An 18,079-nucleotide genomic window follows, 5' to 3' on the forward strand; every position below is an offset into this window, starting at 1 on the left:
GCCAGCGTGCCGAGCAGCCGCGCCTCCGCATCCACCACGAACGCCGGGCCGGCCGCGCCGTGGCCGAGCACGCGCCAGCCGTCGCGCTGCACCAGCGTGTCGAGCGCCGTCATCGACGCGCCCGCGCAGAACAGCCGCGCGCGGTCCACCTCGCGCGTGAAGCCGGCCACGTAATCGCTGCCGGGCTCCATCACGATCGATTGCGGCGTGCCTTCGCGCACCAGCCGCCCCTCGGACATGATCGCGATCCGCGTGCCGAGCTTCAGCGCCTCCTGGAAATCGTGCGTGATGAACAGGATGGTCTTGTTCAGCGTGCGCTGCAGGCGCAGCAGCTCGTCCTGCATCTCGGCGCGGATCAGCGGATCGAGCGCGCTGAACGCCTCGTCCATGATCAGCACGTCGGCGTCGGTGGCGAGCGCGCGGGCCAGCCCGACGCGCTGGCGCATGCCGCCGCTCAACTCGTGCGGCATCTTCTCGGCCCAGCGCGCGAGGCCCACCACCTCGAGCACCTGCAGCGCGCGCTTGCGGCGCGCGTCGGCGGACATGCCGCGCAGCTTCAGGCCGAACTCGACGTTCTCGATCACGCGGCGGTTCGGCAGCAGCGCGAAGTGCTGGAACACCATCGAGATGCGGTTGCGGCGCACCTCGCGCAGCGCGCGCTCGTCGAGCGTGCACAGATCCTCGCCGTCGAGCAGGATGCGCCCGGCGCTCGGCTCGTTGAGGCGGTTCACGCAGCGCGCCAGCGTGGATTTGCCGGAGCCGGACAGGCCCATGATCATGTACATCGCGCCGGCGGGCACGCTCAGCGACACGTCGTCGAGGCCGACGACCTGGCCGGTGTCGCGCAGCACGTCGGCCTTGGTCGCGCCCTGGCGCAGCATGCCGAGCGCGCGCTCGGGGCGGTCGGCGAACACCTTGTACAAATGTTCGATGGTCAGGCGTGGGGTCATGCTCGGGACTCCTTCGACAGGTCGCCGGCGGCGGGCAGCGCGCGCAGCGGCGAGAATGCGGTCGGTACCAGAATGCGATTTTCCGCGTGTTCGATCCATTCGGACAGACGCGGCACGAACGCCTGCCAGCGGGCGTCGTCGGCCAGGCGCTGGCGGCGCGCGCGGCGGTCCTCCAGATCGGCGTAGCCCCACCAGTGCACCACCTGGCTCAGCACGCCGATCTCGGTGGTGAAATAGCCGAGCAGGTTGCCGAGCACCGGCTGCTGGAGCGGCAGCGCCTCGTCGCGCACCAGCGCCAGGAAGCGCGCCATGCCGCCGTTGCGGATCCGGTAGATGCGTTCCTCGACGATCATCGTTCGTCCTCCTGTCCTTCCAGCAGGAAGCGGCGCATCAGCGCGGCCACCGCCTCGGGCGCCTCGTTGAGGATCGAGTGGCGCAGGCCGGGCAGGATCGCCAGCTCCGAACGGGCGATCCGTTCGTGCATGTAGCGCGCCATGCGCGGGTTCGAGCCGAGATCGTCCTCGCCGGTGGCGATCAGCGTGGGCACGGCGATCTGGTCGATCAGGCCGCCGAAATCGGTCTGCGCGAGCAGCCGGTAGGCCGCTGCGTAGCAGGCCGGATCGTTCTCGGCGTTGCGGCGGCGCAGCTCGGCCACCAGCCCGGGGTGCGCGGCCTGGAACGCCTCGGTCAGCCAGCGCGACAGCGACGCATCGTAGTGCGCGCCGCGCTCGCCGGCCTGCAGCGCGGCGAGCCGCGCCAGCACCCGGGTGCGTTCGTCGTCGGTGCGGCCGGCCACGGTGGACAGCAGCACGAGCCGGTTCAGGCGCGCCGGCTCGGTCAGCGCGAGGCGCTGCGCCACCAGCCCGCCGAGCGAGAAACCGGCCAGGTCGAAGCGCGCGAAACCGGCGTGATCGGCCAGCGCGATCACGTCGCCGACGAATTCGTCGATCTCGTAGCGGCCCGGCACGCGCGTCGAGCTGCCGTGGCCGCGCAGGTCGAAGCTCAGCACGCGAAAGCCGCCGCCGAGCGCGCCGATGGTGGCCTGCCACGCGTCGAGATAGGAGCCGACGCCGTGCACACAGATCAGCGCGCGCGGGCCGTCGCCTTGCAGCCGGTAGTGGAGCGCCACGTCGCCGCGCGTGAAGTGCGCGTCGATTGCCGAGGGCGGGGCGGCGGGAAGGGCGTCGAGCATCGGTCAGGCCCCCGCTGCGGTGGTGCTCAAGGCCGCGCCGTCGGCCCGGTCGCGCGCCGCGAAATGCGGCATCACCTCGTCGATGAACAGGCGCAGCGTCTTCATCTGCAGCTCGAACGGCAGGTTGAACGACAGGCCCAGGCAGAACTGGTCGACGCCTTCGTCCTCGTAGAGCTTCAGCTTGCGGATCACTTCGTCGGGGGTGCCGAACATCAGGTTGTCGCGCACCGCCTGCGGATCGTAGTTGGCGCGGTTCGACACCGTTTCGTACGGCACCGCTTCCGGGAAGCCGTTGCGCACCGTGCCGATGTTCTGCATCAGGTTCTCGAAGTAGCGGCCGTAATCGACGCTGTGGCGCACCGCGGTTTCCCACTCGTCCTTGCGGTCGTACACGCAGGTGCGGCGCTGCATCATGAAGCGCGGGCGCGGATGCTCGGGGTGGTCGGCCACCGCCTTGCGGAACTTCTCGCCCAGCACCGACACTTCCGAGGCCGGCGCGGACAGCGGCGTCGACAGGATGTTCGCGCCGATCCCCACCGCCCAGTCGAAGCTGGCCGGATCGCGCGTGGCCACCCAGATCGGCGGATGCGGCTGTTGCAGCGGCTTCGGCACCGAGGTGGCGAGCGGGAATTTCCAGTACTGGCCGTCGTGCTCGTAATCGCCTTGCCAGAGGCGGCGCACGGCCGGCACCAGTTCCTTCATGTAGGCCACGCCTTCCTGCTGCGGCATGCCGCCCGCCATCCGGTCGAACTCGTACTGATATGCGCCGCGCGCGATGCCGAATTCGAGCCGGCCGTTGGTCAGGTGATCGCACATCGCGGCCTCGCCGGCCAGCCGGATCGGCGACCAGTAGGGCGCGACGAGCGTGGCGGTGCCGAGCCGGATCCGTTCGGTGTGCTGCGCAAGCCAGGTCAGGATCGTGAACGGGTTCGGCGAGATCGTGCACTCGATGGTGTGATGCTCGGCGGTCCAGAGCGTCTCGAAGCCGCCGGCGTCGGCCACGCGGGCCAGCGCGAGCAGTTGCGCGCGGGCGTCGGACATCGAATCGTCGGGAGAAAAGCGCTCCATGCTGAGCGATACGGCGAATTTCATGCTTGCCTCGAAGGGATGTGGGGTTGCGCGTTCAACGCAGACGAATCACGAACGGGTCGTGCATCGCGCCGGAGTAATCGAGCACGACGTTCTTCACGCGCGAGAACTCGCGCATCACCTCGAAGCCGCCGCGCCGGCCGTAGCCGCTGTGCTTGAGCCCGCCGTTCGACGACATGTAGGCCGCCGAGCGGTAGGTGTTGATCCACACCGTGCCGGCGTCGATGTCGCGCGCGAAGCGCATCGCGCGATCGATGTCGCGGGTCCAGATGCCGGAGGCGAGGCCGTAGTCGGTATCGTTGGCCAGCCCGATCAGTTCCTCCTCGGTCGAGAACGGCACCACGCCCACCACCGGCCCGAAGATCTCCTCGCGCATGAAGCGCATCTGGTTGGTGGCGTGCGTGAGCACGGTCGGCTCGTAATACCAGCCGTCGGCCAGCTCGGCGGCGGCCGGGGTGCGCCCGCCGGCCGCCACGCGCGCGCCTTCCTCGATGCCCGAGGCGACGTAGCGCTGCACCTTGTCGAGCTGAGAGGCCAGCGCGAGCGGGCCGATGTCGGTGTCGTCCTGCATCGGGTGGCCCACGCGCACGCGCCGCGTGCGCTCCACCAGCGCCTCGACGAATCGATCGTGGATCGACGCCTCGACGAAGCAGCGCGAGCCGGCCACGCAGGTCTGGCCCGCGGCGGCGAAGATGCCCGACACCACGCCGTTCACGGCGCGCTCGATGTCCACGTCGCCGAACACCACGTGCGGGGATTTGCCGCCCAGTTCCATCTGGCACGGCACCAGGTTCTGCGCCGCGTTGCCGGCGATCTTGCGGCCCGTGACGGTGCTGCCGGTAAACACGTACTTGGCGATGCCGGGGTGGCGCGTCAGCGCATCGCCGGTGCGCACGCCGTCGCCCGTCACCACGTTGAACACGCCGGGCGGAATGCCGGCCTCGATCGCCAGTTCGGCCAGCGCCAGCGTGGAGGCGGTGGCGTGCTCGGACGGCTTGGCGACGATCGTGTTGCCGATCGCGAGGCACGGCGCGAGCGTGCCGGTCAGCATCATCAGCGGCGAATTCCACGGGATGATCATGCCCACCACGCCGATCGGCTCGCGCAGGTTGAAGTTCAGCGTGTCGAGCTTGTTGACCGGGATCGTGTCGCCCTGCAGCTTGTCGGCCATGCCGGCGAAATACAGATAGGAATCCGGAATGGCGCGCATCTGCACGCGCATTTCCTTGAGCAGCTTGCCGTTGTCGCGGCACTCGATCATCGCCAGTTCGTCGGCGTGCTCGCGCACCAGCTCGCCGAGCCGGCGCACCAGCTTGCCGCGTTCGGTCTGCGTCATGCGGCGCCAGTCGGGGTGCTTCAGCGCGGCCTGCGCCGAGCGCACGGCCGCGTCCACGTCGGCCTCGTTCGATTGCGCGAACTCGTACCACGGGCGGGCCGTGGTCGGATCGAAGCTCGGTGCGTATTCGCGGCTGGCCGGCTCGACGAAGCGTCCGTCGATGAAGTTGCCGATGCGGCGGCCCTGCAGGGTGTCGATGGTGGTGTTCATGAATGGTCCGGTGTCCTGTTCGTCATTGCGGCGCGCGCGCCGCCCACGGTTGCGCGGCGCCCACGGCCGCGACGCGGCCGCCGTCGTGGGCGCCCAGATAGATCGAATAGCCGCCGCCGCCGGTGGTTTCGAGCACGAAGCGGCGCAGCATGGCGCGCATCTCGACCGATTCGATTTCGTCGTACGGCAGGTGGGCCATCGGGAAGAAGCGGAAGCCGGGCGGCAGCGCCAGCGCGCCGCGCGGCTCGGCCAGGCGGGCCCGGTAGATCAGGTAGCCGGAATCGTGGCCGTCCACGTCATAGACGGAATAGAGGAACGTGTCGTCGGCCACCAGCGCCAGCTCGCCGCCGCCGGCCAGCGGCAGCCGGCCGTTGGCGCGCCGGCGCGGCGCGGTGGGCAGCACCCAGCCGCCCTTGCCGTCGGACACCAGCAGCAGGTCGCCCTGCGCCTCGATCAGATAGCCGACGATCATGTCGCTCGACGACAGCCAGCCGGCCGGCAGCGGATCCTTCACCTGCGCGTAGCGGCCCCGGCAGAAGCCGAGCGGCGCGGCCGGGCTGGTGCCGAACGCCTGCACGCGGCCGATCAGGATCACGTGATCGCCGGCGTCCACGCGTTCGTGCATCGAGCAGTCGAACCACGTCATGCAGTCGGTCAGCACCGGCGCGCCGGTGTGCACCGTGTCGTGGTTGACCGAGGCGAACTTGTCGGCCGCCTTCGAGGCGAACAGGTTCGACACGTCGGTCTGCGCGTCGCCGAGCAGGTTCACCGCGAAGCGGTCGGCCGCGGCGAACGCGGGGTAGCTCGATGCGCCCTTGCCGACGCACACCAGCAGCAGCGGCGGGTCGAGCGAGACCGAGGCGAACGAATTGGCCGTCATGCCGCGCGGGCGGCCTTCGGCGTCGATCGTGGTGAGCACCGTGATGCCGGTGACGAAGGTCCCGAACGCGCGTCGCAGCGCGATCGGGTCGAGGGTGTTGCGGATATCGGGTACTGCCGCTTGCATGGCCATTCACCTCGAACTGTGTTGCGTTGAGATGAATGTATGTGGCGGAAATAGGTATGGCTTCCTTCGGATCGAAGGAGACGGCGCGCCGATTCCCCTTCGGTCTGTCGGACGCTGCCGCGCTAATGGGCCTCGTGGGCGGCGAGGCGGGCGGGGTGGCCGCCTTCGAGCAACTGGTGCAGTTGCAGCGCGAGTTCGATCGAGAAGCGCCGCTCGGGCGTTTCGACGTCGATGCCGAACAGCTCGCCGATGCGCGAGAGCCGGTAGCGCAGCGTGGTGACGTGCAGGCCCATCGCGTCGGCGCAGGCCTGGCTACGGCAGCCGTGGCGGATATAGGTGGCGAGCGTGTCGATATAGGAAGCGCGATGCTGCTCGTCGTAGGCCACCACCGGGCCGATCGTGCCGGCGATGAACGCGCGCACGTCGGACGAATCGGCCGCGCCGATCAGCATCGGCAGCGGGCCGAGGTCGGGCACGCTGAGCACGCCTGTCTTGCCGAACGCGCGCGCCACGCGAATCATGCGCCAGCAGCGGTCCCATTCGTTGGCGAGCGCGTCGAGCCCGGCCACCACGTCGCCCGCCACCAGCGTGGGCTCGCGGCCGAGCAGCGGCACCAGCGCCGCGCACAGCTGGCGCGAGAACGCGGCCACCGCCGCCGGGCCGCGCGCCGACGCCTCGGGCAGCAGGCACACGAGCCCGCTGCCCACCGTGACCGGATGGATCGTCAGCTTGTGCTGCGCCGCGAGCAGCGTGGCGGTGCGGTGGCATTCGTGCGAGCGGTCGAGCGCCGCGCCGTCGCGCGGCGGATAGTCGATCACCAGCAGGCGGCTCGGTGCGGCGAGCGCCACGCCGAGCCGGCTGGCGCGCGCGAGCAGATCCTGCTCGTCGCGCCAGCGGCGCTCGACCACCTCGAAGAACAGTTCGGTGAGCGTACGGTTTTCGGAGCGGAAGCGGATCACGCCGCGCATCAGTTGCACGCTCATCGCGAACTTGGCGTTTTCGATCGCCACGGCGCGCAGCTCGCCGAGCTCGCCCGGCTCGCGTTCGCCGAACGCCAGCAGCGCGCCCACCGTTTCGCCGTCCACCGCCAGCGGCTCGATGTCGGCGTGCAGCGCCGCGCCGGACGGCAGATCGAAGCGCACGCGCCGCAGCGTGCGCCGCTCGATCGCCTGCTGCACCGCCGCACGGATCTGCAGGCCCGGGTCGCCGTCGAGCAGCGCGCGCCAGCCGGCTTCGTCGAGCGCGGCGTCGGGCGAATGCGAGGCCATCATCTCGCCGCCGTAGAAATCGATCACCAGCAGCGGCGCTTCGAGCAGGTCGGCCAGCATGCGCGTGAGCGTGGCCATCGAGCCGCCCGCCAGCACTTCCTGGAGCATCGCGCCCTGCACGGCGGCGATCCGCTGCATGCGCTCGGCGGCCATGCGCTGGGCGCGCTGCTGATGGGCGCGCTCGATCGCGATGGCGCCCAGGTGCACGATGAATTCCATGAACGTCAGCAGCTCGGGCGGCAGATCCACCACCTGCCGCGACGACACCGACAGCACCATCGGCCGCCCCTCGATGTCGCGGCTCGCCATCGGCAGCACCAGCACCGTGCGGTAGCCGCGCTCGGGCGCCTCGCGCCGGTAGCCGAGGAATTCGGTGGTTTCGAGCGCGTCGCGGATATAGACCGCCTCGTTGCGCTGCAGCGCGACCAGCGCCGGGCTGGTGGCCAGCTCCCAGCGGTCGGCCAGCGGCTTCTTGAGCAGGGTGGGATCGCGCCGCGCGATCACGTGCGCGTAACCGTGCGCGCTGTCGACGCTCATGATCGCGCCGATATCCCAGCCGCCGTGGCGGCAGGCCAGTTCGATCACGCTGTTGAGCAGCGCATCCGCTTCGGCATCCGTACTGATTCGGCTCGCAATGTCGCGCAGCGACGACATCAGCGCCAGCGTGTCAGGCATCGAGATCTCCCTTGGGTTGTGACCGACTATACGACTTATCGCAGTGTCAAAAAAGTCGGGCTTCCGCTGAATCGGAGGAAGACGCTCGATTTCGCGCTACATAGGATTCGCTCCATCGTCACTCACCCGATGGAGAACGCAGATGAAACCCGAAGTTCGCAAGATCGCGACGTTTGTCGAAACGCTGATGATCGAAGGCGGCAAGCCGGCCGAGCAACCGATCACCACCGTGGTGGTGGCCGCCGTGCTGCGCAACCCGTGGGCCGGCAAAGGCTTCTGCGAGGATCTGCGCCCCGAGATCCTGCGCCTCGCGCCCGTGCTCGGCGCGGAACTGACCAGCCGCCTCGTGGCGCTGATGCCGGCCGAGCGCGTGGAGGCTTACGGCAAGGCCGCGGTGGTGGGCGTGAACGGCGAGATCGAGCATGCCTCGGCGCTGATCCACACGCTGCGCTTCGGCAACATGTTCCGCGAGGCCGTGCACGGCACCGCGTTCCTGAGCTTCACGAACACGCGCGTCGGCCCCGGCGCGATGCTGTCGCTGCCGATGATTCACAAATCGGCCACCGGCCAGCGCTCGCACTTCCTGACGGCCACGTTTCAGATTGCCGACGCGCCCGCGCCCGACGAAATCCTGATCGCGATCGGCGCGGCCGACGGCGGCCGCGCGCATCCGCGCATCGGCGACCGCTTCATCGACATGGCCGAAATGGATCAGGAAAAAGCCCAGGCCTGAGCCGGCGCACGCCGCCCCGCGCGGGCGGTTTCCTTCTTTCTTGTGGACCCGACGCCATGTCCGACGTCATCACGCTGATCGCCCGCCTGCCGGCCGATCAGGAATCCGACTATCTGGCCGCGCTGGCGGCGGCCATGCCGGACGAAACCGTCGTGCCGTTCCGGCAGGCCGACGCGGCGCAGCGCGCGCGCAGCACCATCGCGATCGTCGCGCGCCCCGATCCGGCCGAGCTGGCGGCGCTGCCGAAGCTGGCCTGGATCCAGAGCCTGTGGGCCGGCGTCGAGCAACTGGTGGCGGGCCTGCCGCCCGGCGCGCCGCCGGTGGTGCGCCTCGTCGATCCGGAGATGTCGCGCACCATGGCCGAGGCCGTGCTCGCGTGGACCTATTACCTGCAGCGCGACATGCCGGCCTATCGCGCGCAGCAGCAGGCGCGCGACTGGCTGCAGCGCCCGTACCGCAAGCCGGGCGACACGCGGGTGGGCATCGTCGGGCTCGGCACGCTCGGCGCGTGCGCGGCCGCGCGGCTCGCCGAGGCGGGCTTTCGCGTGGCGGGCTGGAGCCGCACGCCGAAGCAGGCCGCGGGCGTGCAGGCTTGGCATGGCCCCGACGGGCTGATGCGGATGCTGGCCGACAGCGACATCGTGGTGTGCCTGGTGCCGCTGACCGACGCCACGCGCGGCCTGCTCGATCGCGAGCGGCTCGGCGCGATGAAGCGCGGCGCGGCGCTGATCAATTTTTCTCGCGGGCCGGTGGTGGCGACGCGCGACCTGCTCGCCGCGCTCGATTCGGGGCACCTCTCGCACGCCGTGCTCGACGTGTTCGACGTCGAGCCGCTGCCCGCCGATTCGCCGATGTGGGCGCATCCGTCGCTGACGGTGCTGCCGCATGTGTCCGCGCCCACCGATGTGGCCACCTCGGCCGCCGTGGTGGCCGCGAACGTGGCCGCCTACCGCGCCACCGGGCGCATTCCCGACGCGGTCGATCGATCGCGCGGTTACTAGATCGCCGTAGCTCACCGGCGGTACCCGCACGAATCCTCCGCGCCGCTGCGTCGGGCGCGCGGATTCGTGCTGCCCGACGCTTCCGATTCGCTTCACGTCACACCACACCACCCAGGGGAAATCATGAGATTCGCAGCACGATGGACGGCGGCAGCCGTGTTGTTCGGCGGCACGGCCGCGGTGGCGCACGCGCAAAGCAGCGTGACGCTGTACGGCATCATCGACGAAGGCCTGAACTTCACGAGCAACGCGCGCGGCAAGGGCACGTTCCAGATGAAGAGCGGCGACACGCTCGGCAGCCGATGGGGGCTGAAGGGCGTCGAGGATCTGGGCGGCGGCTACCGCGCCGTGTTCCAGCTCGAGAACGGCTTCGACGTGAACAACGGCGCGCTGAAGCAGGGCGGCCGCGAGTTCGGCCGGCAGGCATGGGTTGGCCTGCAGTCCGAACGATTGGGCACGCTGACGTTCGGCCGCCAGTACGATCCGACCATCGACCTGTGGAGCGGCTACACGGGCGCGGGCGGCGTGAGCGGCGACGTGGCCTCGCACCCGTTCGACAACGACAACGCCGATTTCGATTTCCGCGTGAACAACTCGGTCAAGTACGCCACGCCCACGTTCGGCGGCCTGAAGGCCGAAGCGATGTACGGCTTCAGCAACGATCCGGGCTTCGCCAACAACCGGCTCTACAGCGCGGCCGTGCAATATCGCGCGGGCGGTTTGAGCGCGGCGCTCGGCTACCTGCGCATCGATGCGGCCGGCGCAGCCGGTTCGGCCAACGGCGCGGTGGGCAGCGACGCGGCGTTCAGCGGTTCGTCGGAGCAGAACATCGTGGCGGGCCTCAGCTATTCGTTCGCGGCGGCGAAGGTGGGCGTGTCGTATTCGCATGTCGACGTGTACGACCCGACCGCGAGCGCCTATATCGCCGCGCCCGCGACGCAGCCGGCCGGCGGCCGCTGGCAGTCGTGGAAGTTCGACAACTACGAGGTCAACGGCAAGTACTGGATCACGCCGGCGCTGTGGCTGTTCGGCGCGTACACGTTCACCGACGCGCGCCTGAGCGCCAATGTCGGCACCTACAAGCCGAAGTGGCATCAGTTCTCGCTGATGGCGAACTACGACCTCAGCAAGCGCACCGCGCTGTACGTGCAGGGCGTGTACCAGCACGTGGTCAGCGCGCACACCGGCACGGCGTTCGACTTCGCGACCACGCCGGCCTCGGCCGGCGCATCGTCGGGCGAGAACCAGACGCTCGTGCGGCTCGGCATGATCCACCGCTTCTGAGCGAGGCGTCGCCTGAATCGGCCCGGCTCGGGCTCACTGCCGGTTCAGGCACGCCATGATCGCGATCCACAGCGCGGCGCTGGCCAGCAGCGCCCATTTCGCTTCGGCGGCCCGGCCGTCGGGGCGACGCGAGCGCAGCAGCGCCAGCGAGACGAGGCCGCCGTGCAGGCTCAGCGCGCCCGTCAACAGCACACCGAGATACAGCATCATGCCGCCTTCGCTGAACGTGCCGCGTTGCGCCGCGCCGGTGTCGACGAGGCCGTAGGCGATCAGCCAGCCTGCCTGCGCCAGCAGGCCGAGCGCCTGTGCGATGCGGTGATAGCGCTTCATCGCGCATCGCTCGCGTTGGCGTCCGCCGCATCGGCGAGATTGCGCACCGAGCCGCGCTCGACCAGCGGCCCGTCCAGTTTCACCGCATGCCGCCGCACCGGCACGCCGGCCGCGCGGTTCTGTTCTTCCTGCATCAGGATGTCCACGGCCCAGCGGCCCAGTTCGTAGTTCGGCAGCACGATGGTCGAGAGCGGCGGATGCGTGTGGCGCGCGATTTCCTGATCGTCGTAGCCGATCACCGAGACGTCGTCCGGCACGCGCAGGCCGCGGTGCTTGACGGCCTCGATCGCGCCGAGCGCCATCAGGTCGTTCGCGCAGAAGATCGCGGTGGGCGGTTGCGGCTCGCGCAGCAGCGACAGCGTCTGCTCGAAGCCCGCGCCCGAGCTCCAGTCGCCTTCGCGCACGAGTTCCGGCGCGAACGGCAGGTCGGCGGTGGCCAGCGCGGTGCGATAGCCCTTCAGGCGATCGCGCGCCGCGTCCTGCCACGGCTCGCCGTTGATGTAGCCGATCCGGCGATGGCCCGCGCGCAGCAGGTGATCGGTGGCCAGTTGCCCGCCGGCCACTTCCGACGGCACCACCGACGACAGCGCGCCATCGGCGCTCGTGCAATTGAGCAGCACGGCGGGCACGTTCAGCAGCGCGGGCGGCAACGCCACCTTGCGCGTGTAGACGGTGGCGTAGATCACGCCGAGCAGGTTCGGCAGCGCGAGCACCGCGTCGAGCACCTGGCGCTCGATGTCCGCGTTGCCGTGCGTCGAATACACCGCGAGGATTTTGCCTGCCGCATAGGCGCCGTCGCGCGCGCCGTCGATGCTGACCACCGGGTGCGGGCTGGTGGAGATTTCGTCGGCCAGATAGACGATCAGGTCGCGCGCGCCGCCGTGCGCCGCCGCCGGCGCACGCGCCGCGAAGCGGTAGCCGAGCGCGGCGGCCACCTTCAGCACCTTGTCGCGCGTGGCGGCCGAGAACTTCGTGCCGGCTGCGTGGTTGAGCACGAGCGACACGGTGGATTGCGACACGCCGGCCTGCTTGGCGATGTCGGTCATGGTGGGGCGGCGTTGCGTGGCGCGCTTCATGAGAACCGGTGCGGCATGAACGAACGCGGCCGGCCGGATGGCCGCCGCTGCATCGATACGACCATCGATGAACCCCGCGATGAATTAATATTATTAGTCATAGATTCGTGCCGGTATCGGGCCTGTGCAGGGCGAGCTCGAACACGTTCGTTACGGTAACGCAGCCGTTCGGGCCGCGCTCGGCGTCCTCGGCCGTCGTGGCGTCGAAACGACGAATCTGCCGATATTCCGCACGCCATCGGCAATTTCGACCGGCGTGCCGGAGGCCGTCGCAACCGGCGGCACTACGGGATTATCCCGACTCGTAAAATCACGATGTCAGGAAATATTATTACCAACAAATATCGCTAGAACATATCGCCTACTACGTCGATCCGCGGCACCACGCGGACATGGAGACAAGGATGACAAGCCGTGGCAAGCGGCACGCTGCCGTGACCGCGCCGCAAGGCGCGGCGGCAGTGCCCGACGTGTACAGCGCGCCGCAGCCGGAGAGGGGGCTTGACGGCCAGGCGCGCAGCAATGGAACGCAGCCGCGGTTCGATCCGCCGGCTGCCCAGCCTCCCCGCATCCGTTTCATCGACTGACCCGATTCGATCGCCGCCGTGCATCGCGCCGCTCGCCCTGGTGTTCGCACCGGGCGGCGCGACGCCGCGCGCCGGTCGTCTGCCTGAAGCAATTCGATTGGCAGTGCTTGCAAGCGTGTGAGGTGGCATCGCGTATCAACCATTTCGGAAACCTGATCAATAAACGACGTTTGACGGACGGAGGGTAGGGCTATGTTGAAGCGAAGCGAACTGGGGCTGGCGGTGGCGGCGGTAATGACGCTGGCGTTGACGGCCTGTAACGGCGATTCGGACAGCGGGGTATCGCAGTCTCTCAAGCAAACCACGCCGGGCGACAGCGCGGCGAGCGGCGCGGCCACGGCCGGCAATTCGGCGGCGGCCGCCGCGGCAGCCTTGCCGTGCGATGCGCTGGCCACGGCCGGCACGGCCTGTTCGGCCGCGCACAGCGTCACGCGCTTGCTGACGAAGCGCTACACTGGCCCGCTGTTCCGCGTGCTGAACCTCACCAGCAACGCGCAAACCAACATCTTCCCGTATGCGGCCAATACGGGCGTGGCGGCGAACCTGGTCGGCACCACCAACATCGACGCGGTCAAGCAGGCCTGCGGCAGCGACGCCAGCGGTTGCGTGGTCGACCTGATCTACGACCAGATCGATCTGGTCGCGCCGCTGCAGTCGTCCGGCAAGTACGGCAACGTGCCGGCCACGATCAGCGTGCTCAACAATCAGGCGCAAACCCTGACGATCACCGCCACCGGCCAGAGCGTGCCCGTCACGGCCGGCTTCGCGCAATTGCCGCTGCCGAACGGCAGCAAGCTGACGGTGCAGGTGCATCGCCCGTCGGTCAATTTTCCGAGCCTGCTGAACAACCCGACGCCGACCAATCAGGCGATCACGGTGGGCAACGACCTGCCGTTCGCGGGCGACAAATCGCCGTCGACGATCCGGCTCGTGTCGCTGCCGGGCGGCCGCACCACGGTGGCGCTCGACATTCAGGCGCGCCAGTCGTACCGGAACCGGATCGGCACCGTCAATCAATCGATCGGCGACACGGAAATCGCCGAGTACATGGTGAATGGCGCGACGCTGCCGTTCGGCGCGACCTCGGCCTGCTGCGGCACCTACGGCAACATGGAAGACAACGCCAGCGGCCAGTTCCAGGGCAGCGGCACGGTGGCGCCGTCGGGCGGCTCGATTCCGGGCGATCCGGTGCTGGTGGACGCCAACGGCAGCAAGGGACAAATCGAGGGCATGATGTTCGGCCTGTCGTATTCGAGCGGCAACGCGGCCGTGTTCGGCTACGGCCCCGGCTACAAGAACGGCGGCCCGGCCTATTCGGCGAACAACGCCGGCGTGAACTGGCCGGGCGTGGATGCCGAGGCGGGCGTCTATCTGTATGGGCCGAAGCAGCCGCTGACGGCCGATTTCGTGACGGTGCTGGCGAAATACTCGCCGCAGGGCCAGGCGAACCGCTTCTCGGTGAAGGGCGGCGACGCGGCGGCCAGCGCGCTGACCTCGGTATATGACGGCGTGCCGCCCGAAGCCGTGGATTTCTTCAACGACACCGGCCATCGCTTGATCGGCCGCTGGGAAGGCGGGCTGTCGCTGGGCGAGGGCGGCGACGCGTCGGATGCGCCGATCACGTTCTATGAAGGCGCGATCGTCACGAAGATGAGCTCGGACAAGGCCGACGACGCGGTGCAGACCAGCATCCAGGGCTTCTACGGCCCGTCGGCCGACACCACGGCGGCGGCTTGCCAGACCAACAACCTCGTCACGCAGCCGCTGTCGCTGGCCAGCAGTTCGGCCTGGTTCACGAGCAGCGGCGGCTCGGTGATCGGCCTGACCACCGACATTTCCGGCAGCACCAGCCATGCAGCGGTGATCGGCAACGCGAGCGGCAGCCCGTTCGCGCAGATCAACCAGTGGGTCAAGGTGCAGGGCGGCCAGCGCTACACGTTCTCGGACTACCTGCCGGCCACCTCGGGCGAGACGATCTTCCCGGCGTTCTCGGTGCAGACCGACGACAGCAGCGGCACGGAGTTCGCCACGGTCGTGAACACCAATAACGGCGTGGTGGTGCCCGGTTCGTGGGGCTCGTCGAACACCACGCTGGCGGCCGCCAAGGTGGGCAACTGGTGGAAGGTCAGCATGACGTTCACCGCGCCGGCCGGCGCGTCGAACGCGCATATCTTCCTCGATCCGCGCACCTCGAACGCGTCGGGCGCGCGCGGCAACCAGAACGTGAACGACGATCTGTCGGCCACGCACTACTGCCCGAGCCTGTCGATCGCGAAGAGCTGATCCCCGCGTCGGCCCGCGGCCTCGGCCGCCGATCGCGCCGCCACCGTCGAACGTGGCGGCGCGATCGTTTCGGGAGCCGTCATGCGTGTGCGCTCAGGTGCGCGCCAGCGCCTGATCGAGATCGGCGAGCAGGTCGTCGACATGCTCGATGCCGATCGACAGGCGCACGGTTTCCTCGCTGACGCCGGCCTGGCGCAGTTCGTCGGGCGAAAGCTGGCGGTGCGTGGTGGAAGCGGGATGGGTGGCGAGCGATTTGGCGTCGCCGATATTGACGAGCCGCGTGAACAGTTGCAACGCGTCCTGGAATGCCGCGCCGGCCGCGCGGCCGCCCTTCACGCCGAACGTCAGGATGCCCGGCCCGCGCCCGCCGAGGTAGCGTTGCGCCAGCGCGTGATCGGGATGGTCGGGCAGCCCCGCGTAGTTGACCCACTCCACGCGCGCGTGCTGCTTCAGAAAGCGCGCCACCAGCAGCGCGTTGTCGGTGATCCGTTCGAGCCGCAGCGCCAGCGTTTCGATGCCTTGCAGGATCAGGAACGCATTGAACGGCGAAATCGCCGCGCCGGTGTTGCGCAGCGGCACCACGCGCGCGCGGCCGATATAGGCGGCCGGCCCGAACGCTTCGGTGTACACCACGCCGTGATAACTGACGTCCGGCTCGCTCAGGCGCGGGTAGCGGGCCTGGTGTTCGGCCCAGGGAAATTTTCCCGAATCGACGATCGCGCCGCCGATGCTGGTGCCGTGGCCGCCCAGGTATTTGGTCAGCGAATGCACGACGATGTCGGCGCCGTGCTCGATCGGCCGCAGCAGGAACGGCGACGGCACCGTGTTGTCGACGATCAGCGGAACGCCGTGGCGGTGTGCGATCTCGGCGAGCTTCGCGATATCGGTGAGGTTGCCGAGCGGGTTGCCCACCGATTCGACGAAAAGCGCCTTGGTGCGCGCATCGATCAGCGGTGCGAACGATTCCGGCTCGCGCGGATCGGCGAAGCGGGTCTGGATGCCCGACAGCGGCAGCGTGTGCGCGAACAGGTTGTAGGTGCCGCCGTACAGCGTGCTGGCCGACACGATGTTGTCGCCGGCTTCGGCGATGGTCTGGATCGCGTAGGTCACGGCCGCCTGCCCGGAGGCCAGCGCCAGCGCGGCGATGCCGCCTTCGAGCGCGGCCACGCGCTGTTCCAGCACGTCCTGCGTCGGATTCATGATGCGCGTGTAGATGTTGCCGGGCACCTTGAGGTCGAACAGGTCGGCGCCGTGCTGCGTGTCGTCGAACGCGTAGGCCACGGTCTGATAGATCGGCACCGCGACGGCGCGGGTCGTCGGGTCGGGCCGGTAGCCGCCATGCACGGCCAGCGTTTCGAGACGCCACGCCGGTTGTTTCGGGTCACTCATGTCGCCACTCCGCATCGTCGGTGTCGAACCGATTCTAGGATGCAACGTCGGCGGCCCTTAGCGGCATTTCGTATTTGCTTAGTCGAGCGAAATCGAAGCGCGGCGGCCCGGCCGCCGCGCTTCGAGGGAGCCCGGATCAGACGCGGTGCGCCGGGTCCTCGTGCAGTTCCTCGATTCGGCCTTGAGCCGGGGCAGCCGGTTCCGCTTCGTCCGTTTCCGGGCCGGCCGGCGTCTTGGTGTTGCCCATCTGCGCGAACGGCGTATACAACAGCAGGCCGAGCATCAGCGCCACGGACAAATTATTGATGTTGGTCTGCGTGGCGGGCGAGGCGCCCGTCATGTTCTCGGCGACGATCTGCGACAGGATCGTGCTGGCCGTAAACAGCGTGGCGCGCCCCGGGAACGCGCCGGTGACCGTGTCGGCCAGATCGCCGAGGCTCGGGATCTTGCCCGACAGCGTCAGTTGCGGCATGCCGCGCGCCGTGATGGCGTTCGACACGAGATCGTCCATCACCTCGCCGCCCAGGTTGTAGCCGGCGCGCTCGGCGCCGTGGCCCGTTTGCAGCGGCTCGCCCGCGGCGCCCGCGCCCGACGGCGAGGCCGTATAGGCCATGCCGCTGCCGGCCGCCATCTGGTCGACGGCATAGGCGCCGCCCGACGCCATCGATTCGCCGAGCTGCGGCTGCTTGTCTTCCTTCGGCGAAAGCTTGACGAACGACTGCACGCCGTCGCGCATCGCGCAGTACAGTACATAGGCGGCGAGGCTGGCGGCCGCGCCGGCCATCGCTCCGGTGCCGAGGCCCGCGATCATCATCGCGCCGCCCACCGCGGCCAGCGCGTAGCGCGAGATCTTGCTGGCGTCGGTGGCCCGGCCTTTCTGCGCGTCGCGCACGGCGCCGGCCAGCAGCAGCGCGATCGGCACGAACGTCAGCGCGGTGCCGAACGCGGTGCGCGCGCTGTTCGACCATTGATGGTTGTCCATGCCTTCGGCGGTGCGCTGGCCGACCAACTGGCGGCCGAGCGTCGGCACGTAGACGGACGCCGTGCGCGCCACGATCGAATTCGCCATCGATACCAGGCCCTTCGCATAGGTGTTGTCGAAGTTGTTGTTGGCGATGTCGGACAGGCTCACGCCGCCGACCTCCGCATGGGTGACCGAGTGGATCACCTGGCTCAGCATCTGCGTGACGGCCTCGAGCATCTGGTGATGCAGCGGATCGTTCACGTCGGCGGCCGGCATCTGCTCGACCAGCGCCTGCACGGCGGCCATCTCGGCGTCGGTCGGCGCCGGCACGTTCAGCAGCGCGATGTCGTTGTGGGTTTGCGCGATCCGCTCGTCCTGCTCGGGGATCGGCGGCAGGTGGATCGGCACGCCGGCCAGCGCGGCGCTCGCGATCTCGTCGTGCGACGCCAGCGGGCGCGGCGGCGCGGCCGGGCGGGTGGCCTCGGAGCCGGTCAGCGCCAGTTGCAGCGGATGCGGCTGGAACGGCAGTTCCGCGTCCGTATTCGTGTCGTGCGCGGCGGACGTGGAGGCGGTCGAGCCGTGATGCGCCGGCGTCGAACCCTGGCGGATCAAGCGCGCCGGATTGCGGCGCGGCAACACCGGCGGGGGCGGCGTCGGCCGGCTGAGCGGAATGCGCGCGGGCGGCGGATGCAGCGACGCGGCGGTC

Annotated in this window: 16 protein-coding genes; 5 read left to right on the forward strand and 11 right to left on the reverse strand. The window is 69.3% G+C overall.

Annotation, left to right across the window (positions count from 1 at the left end):
• From G3N92_RS18865 to G3N92_RS18895, 7 genes are all read right to left on the reverse strand, one after another.
• A partial coding sequence (locus G3N92_RS18865) for an ATP-binding cassette domain-containing protein (protein WP_206129046.1) occupies positions 1-950 on the reverse strand: 950 nt, incomplete at its 3' end.
• On the reverse strand, positions 947-1,303 hold the full coding sequence (locus tag G3N92_RS18870) for an NIPSNAP family protein (protein WP_206129047.1): 357 nt from the start codon (positions 1,301-1,303) through the stop codon (positions 947-949). The genes G3N92_RS18865 and G3N92_RS18870, both read right to left, overlap by 4 nt.
• A complete protein-coding gene (locus G3N92_RS18875; RefSeq protein ID WP_206129048.1) occupies positions 1,300-2,142 on the reverse strand; it encodes an alpha/beta hydrolase in 843 nt (280 codons plus the stop codon). The genes G3N92_RS18870 and G3N92_RS18875 overlap by 4 nt, the downstream gene beginning before the upstream one ends.
• A 3-nt stretch (positions 2,143-2,145) precedes the next feature.
• Positions 2,146-3,234 carry an LLM class flavin-dependent oxidoreductase gene (locus G3N92_RS18880; protein ID WP_206129049.1) on the reverse strand — a complete coding sequence of 363 codons (1,089 nt, stop codon included), beginning with the start codon at positions 3,232-3,234 and terminating at the stop codon, positions 2,146-2,148.
• A 31-nt stretch (positions 3,235-3,265) separates the two neighbouring features.
• Entirely contained in the window at positions 3,266-4,777 is a 1,512-nt protein-coding gene (locus G3N92_RS18885; RefSeq protein ID WP_206129050.1) for an aldehyde dehydrogenase, read from the reverse strand.
• A gap of 22 nt (positions 4,778-4,799) precedes the next feature.
• The gene (locus tag G3N92_RS18890; RefSeq protein ID WP_206129051.1) at positions 4,800-5,783 is read right to left on the reverse strand and encodes a flavin reductase family protein; all 984 of its coding nucleotides are present in this window, start codon (positions 5,781-5,783) and stop codon (positions 4,800-4,802) included.
• A gap of 122 nt (positions 5,784-5,905) precedes the next feature.
• A complete protein-coding gene (locus G3N92_RS18895; protein ID WP_206129052.1) occupies positions 5,906-7,726 on the reverse strand; it encodes a helix-turn-helix domain-containing protein in 1,821 nt (606 codons plus the stop codon).
• 142 nt (positions 7,727-7,868) lie between these two features.
• Between G3N92_RS18895 and G3N92_RS18900 the strand changes: the two genes are divergently transcribed.
• From G3N92_RS18900 to G3N92_RS18910, 3 genes are all read left to right on the forward strand, one after another.
• Entirely contained in the window at positions 7,869-8,459 is a 591-nt protein-coding gene (locus G3N92_RS18900) for an amino acid synthesis family protein (RefSeq protein ID WP_206129053.1), read from the forward strand.
• Positions 8,460-8,515: 56 nt separating this feature from the next.
• Entirely contained in the window at positions 8,516-9,460 is a 945-nt protein-coding gene (locus G3N92_RS18905; protein ID WP_206129054.1) for a glyoxylate/hydroxypyruvate reductase A, read from the forward strand.
• Between the two features lie 123 nt (positions 9,461-9,583).
• Positions 9,584-10,744 carry a porin gene (locus G3N92_RS18910; protein WP_206129055.1) on the forward strand — a complete coding sequence of 387 codons (1,161 nt, stop codon included), beginning with the start codon at positions 9,584-9,586 and terminating at the stop codon, positions 10,742-10,744.
• A 33-nt stretch (positions 10,745-10,777) separates the two neighbouring features.
• On the opposite strand, the gene G3N92_RS18915 is transcribed toward G3N92_RS18910, so the two are convergent.
• Both G3N92_RS18915 and G3N92_RS18920 read right to left on the reverse strand, forming a co-directional pair.
• On the reverse strand, positions 10,778-11,074 hold the full coding sequence (locus tag G3N92_RS18915) for a hypothetical protein (protein ID WP_206129056.1): 297 nt from the start codon (positions 11,072-11,074) through the stop codon (positions 10,778-10,780).
• Positions 11,071-12,120, reverse strand: coding sequence for a LacI family DNA-binding transcriptional regulator (locus G3N92_RS18920; RefSeq protein ID WP_206129060.1), 1,050 nt, complete (start codon positions 12,118-12,120; stop codon positions 11,071-11,073). The genes G3N92_RS18915 and G3N92_RS18920 overlap by 4 nt, the downstream gene beginning before the upstream one ends.
• Before the next feature lie 552 nt (positions 12,121-12,672).
• Here G3N92_RS18920 and G3N92_RS18925 point away from each other — a divergent pair.
• On the forward strand, positions 12,673-12,858 hold the full coding sequence (locus G3N92_RS18925; protein WP_206129057.1) for a hypothetical protein: 186 nt from the start codon (positions 12,673-12,675) through the stop codon (positions 12,856-12,858).
• Positions 12,859-12,929: 71 nt separating this feature from the next.
• Positions 12,930-15,020: an arabinofuranosidase catalytic domain-containing protein gene (locus G3N92_RS18930; protein ID WP_241014886.1), complete on the forward strand. Its 2,091-nt coding sequence runs from the start codon at positions 12,930-12,932 to the stop codon at positions 15,018-15,020.
• Between the two features lie 93 nt (positions 15,021-15,113).
• Here the strand turns inward: G3N92_RS18930 and G3N92_RS18935 are convergent, their stop codons facing one another.
• Both G3N92_RS18935 and G3N92_RS18940 read right to left on the reverse strand, forming a co-directional pair.
• Entirely contained in the window at positions 15,114-16,409 is a 1,296-nt protein-coding gene (locus tag G3N92_RS18935; RefSeq protein ID WP_206129058.1) for an aminotransferase class I/II-fold pyridoxal phosphate-dependent enzyme, read from the reverse strand.
• A gap of 136 nt (positions 16,410-16,545) precedes the next feature.
• Positions 16,546-18,079, reverse strand: a 1,534-nt coding sequence (locus tag G3N92_RS18940; protein ID WP_206129059.1) for a hypothetical protein, incomplete at its 5' end; no start/stop codon positions are given.

The sequence above is a fragment of the Burkholderia sp. Ac-20379 genome (assembly GCF_017104645.1).
Lineage (GTDB): Bacteria > Pseudomonadota > Gammaproteobacteria > Burkholderiales > Burkholderiaceae > Burkholderia.

Excerpts from the sequence above, each read along its gene's own strand:
- G3N92_RS18895 (WP_206129052.1), bottom strand. The coding sequence starts at position 7,726 with ATGCCTGACACGCTGGCGCTGATGTCGTCGCTGCGCGACATTGCGAGC.
- G3N92_RS18885 (WP_206129050.1), bottom strand. The coding sequence starts at position 4,777 with ATGAACACCACCATCGACACCCTGCAGGGCCGCCGCATCGGCAACTTC.
- G3N92_RS18925 (WP_206129057.1), top strand. The coding sequence starts at position 12,673 with ATGGAACGCAGCCGCGGTTCGATCCGCCGGCTGCCCAGCCTCCCCGCA.
- G3N92_RS18915 (WP_206129056.1), bottom strand. The coding sequence starts at position 11,074 with ATGAAGCGCTATCACCGCATCGCACAGGCGCTCGGCCTGCTGGCGCAG.
- G3N92_RS18910 (WP_206129055.1), top strand. The coding sequence starts at position 9,584 with ATGAGATTCGCAGCACGATGGACGGCGGCAGCCGTGTTGTTCGGCGGC.
- G3N92_RS18905 (WP_206129054.1), top strand. The coding sequence starts at position 8,516 with ATGTCCGACGTCATCACGCTGATCGCCCGCCTGCCGGCCGATCAGGAA.
- G3N92_RS18880 (WP_206129049.1), bottom strand. The coding sequence starts at position 3,234 with ATGAAATTCGCCGTATCGCTCAGCATGGAGCGCTTTTCTCCCGACGAT.
- G3N92_RS18935 (WP_206129058.1), bottom strand. The coding sequence starts at position 16,409 with ATGAGTGACCCGAAACAACCGGCGTGGCGTCTCGAAACGCTGGCCGTG.
- G3N92_RS18870 (WP_206129047.1), bottom strand. The coding sequence starts at position 1,303 with ATGATCGTCGAGGAACGCATCTACCGGATCCGCAACGGCGGCATGGCG.
- G3N92_RS18930 (WP_241014886.1), top strand. The coding sequence starts at position 12,930 with ATGTTGAAGCGAAGCGAACTGGGGCTGGCGGTGGCGGCGGTAATGACG.
- G3N92_RS18900 (WP_206129053.1), top strand. The coding sequence starts at position 7,869 with ATGAAACCCGAAGTTCGCAAGATCGCGACGTTTGTCGAAACGCTGATG.
- G3N92_RS18875 (WP_206129048.1), bottom strand. The coding sequence starts at position 2,142 with ATGCTCGACGCCCTTCCCGCCGCCCCGCCCTCGGCAATCGACGCGCAC.
- G3N92_RS18920 (WP_206129060.1), bottom strand. The coding sequence starts at position 12,120 with ATGACCGACATCGCCAAGCAGGCCGGCGTGTCGCAATCCACCGTGTCG.
- G3N92_RS18890 (WP_206129051.1), bottom strand. The coding sequence starts at position 5,783 with ATGCAAGCGGCAGTACCCGATATCCGCAACACCCTCGACCCGATCGCG.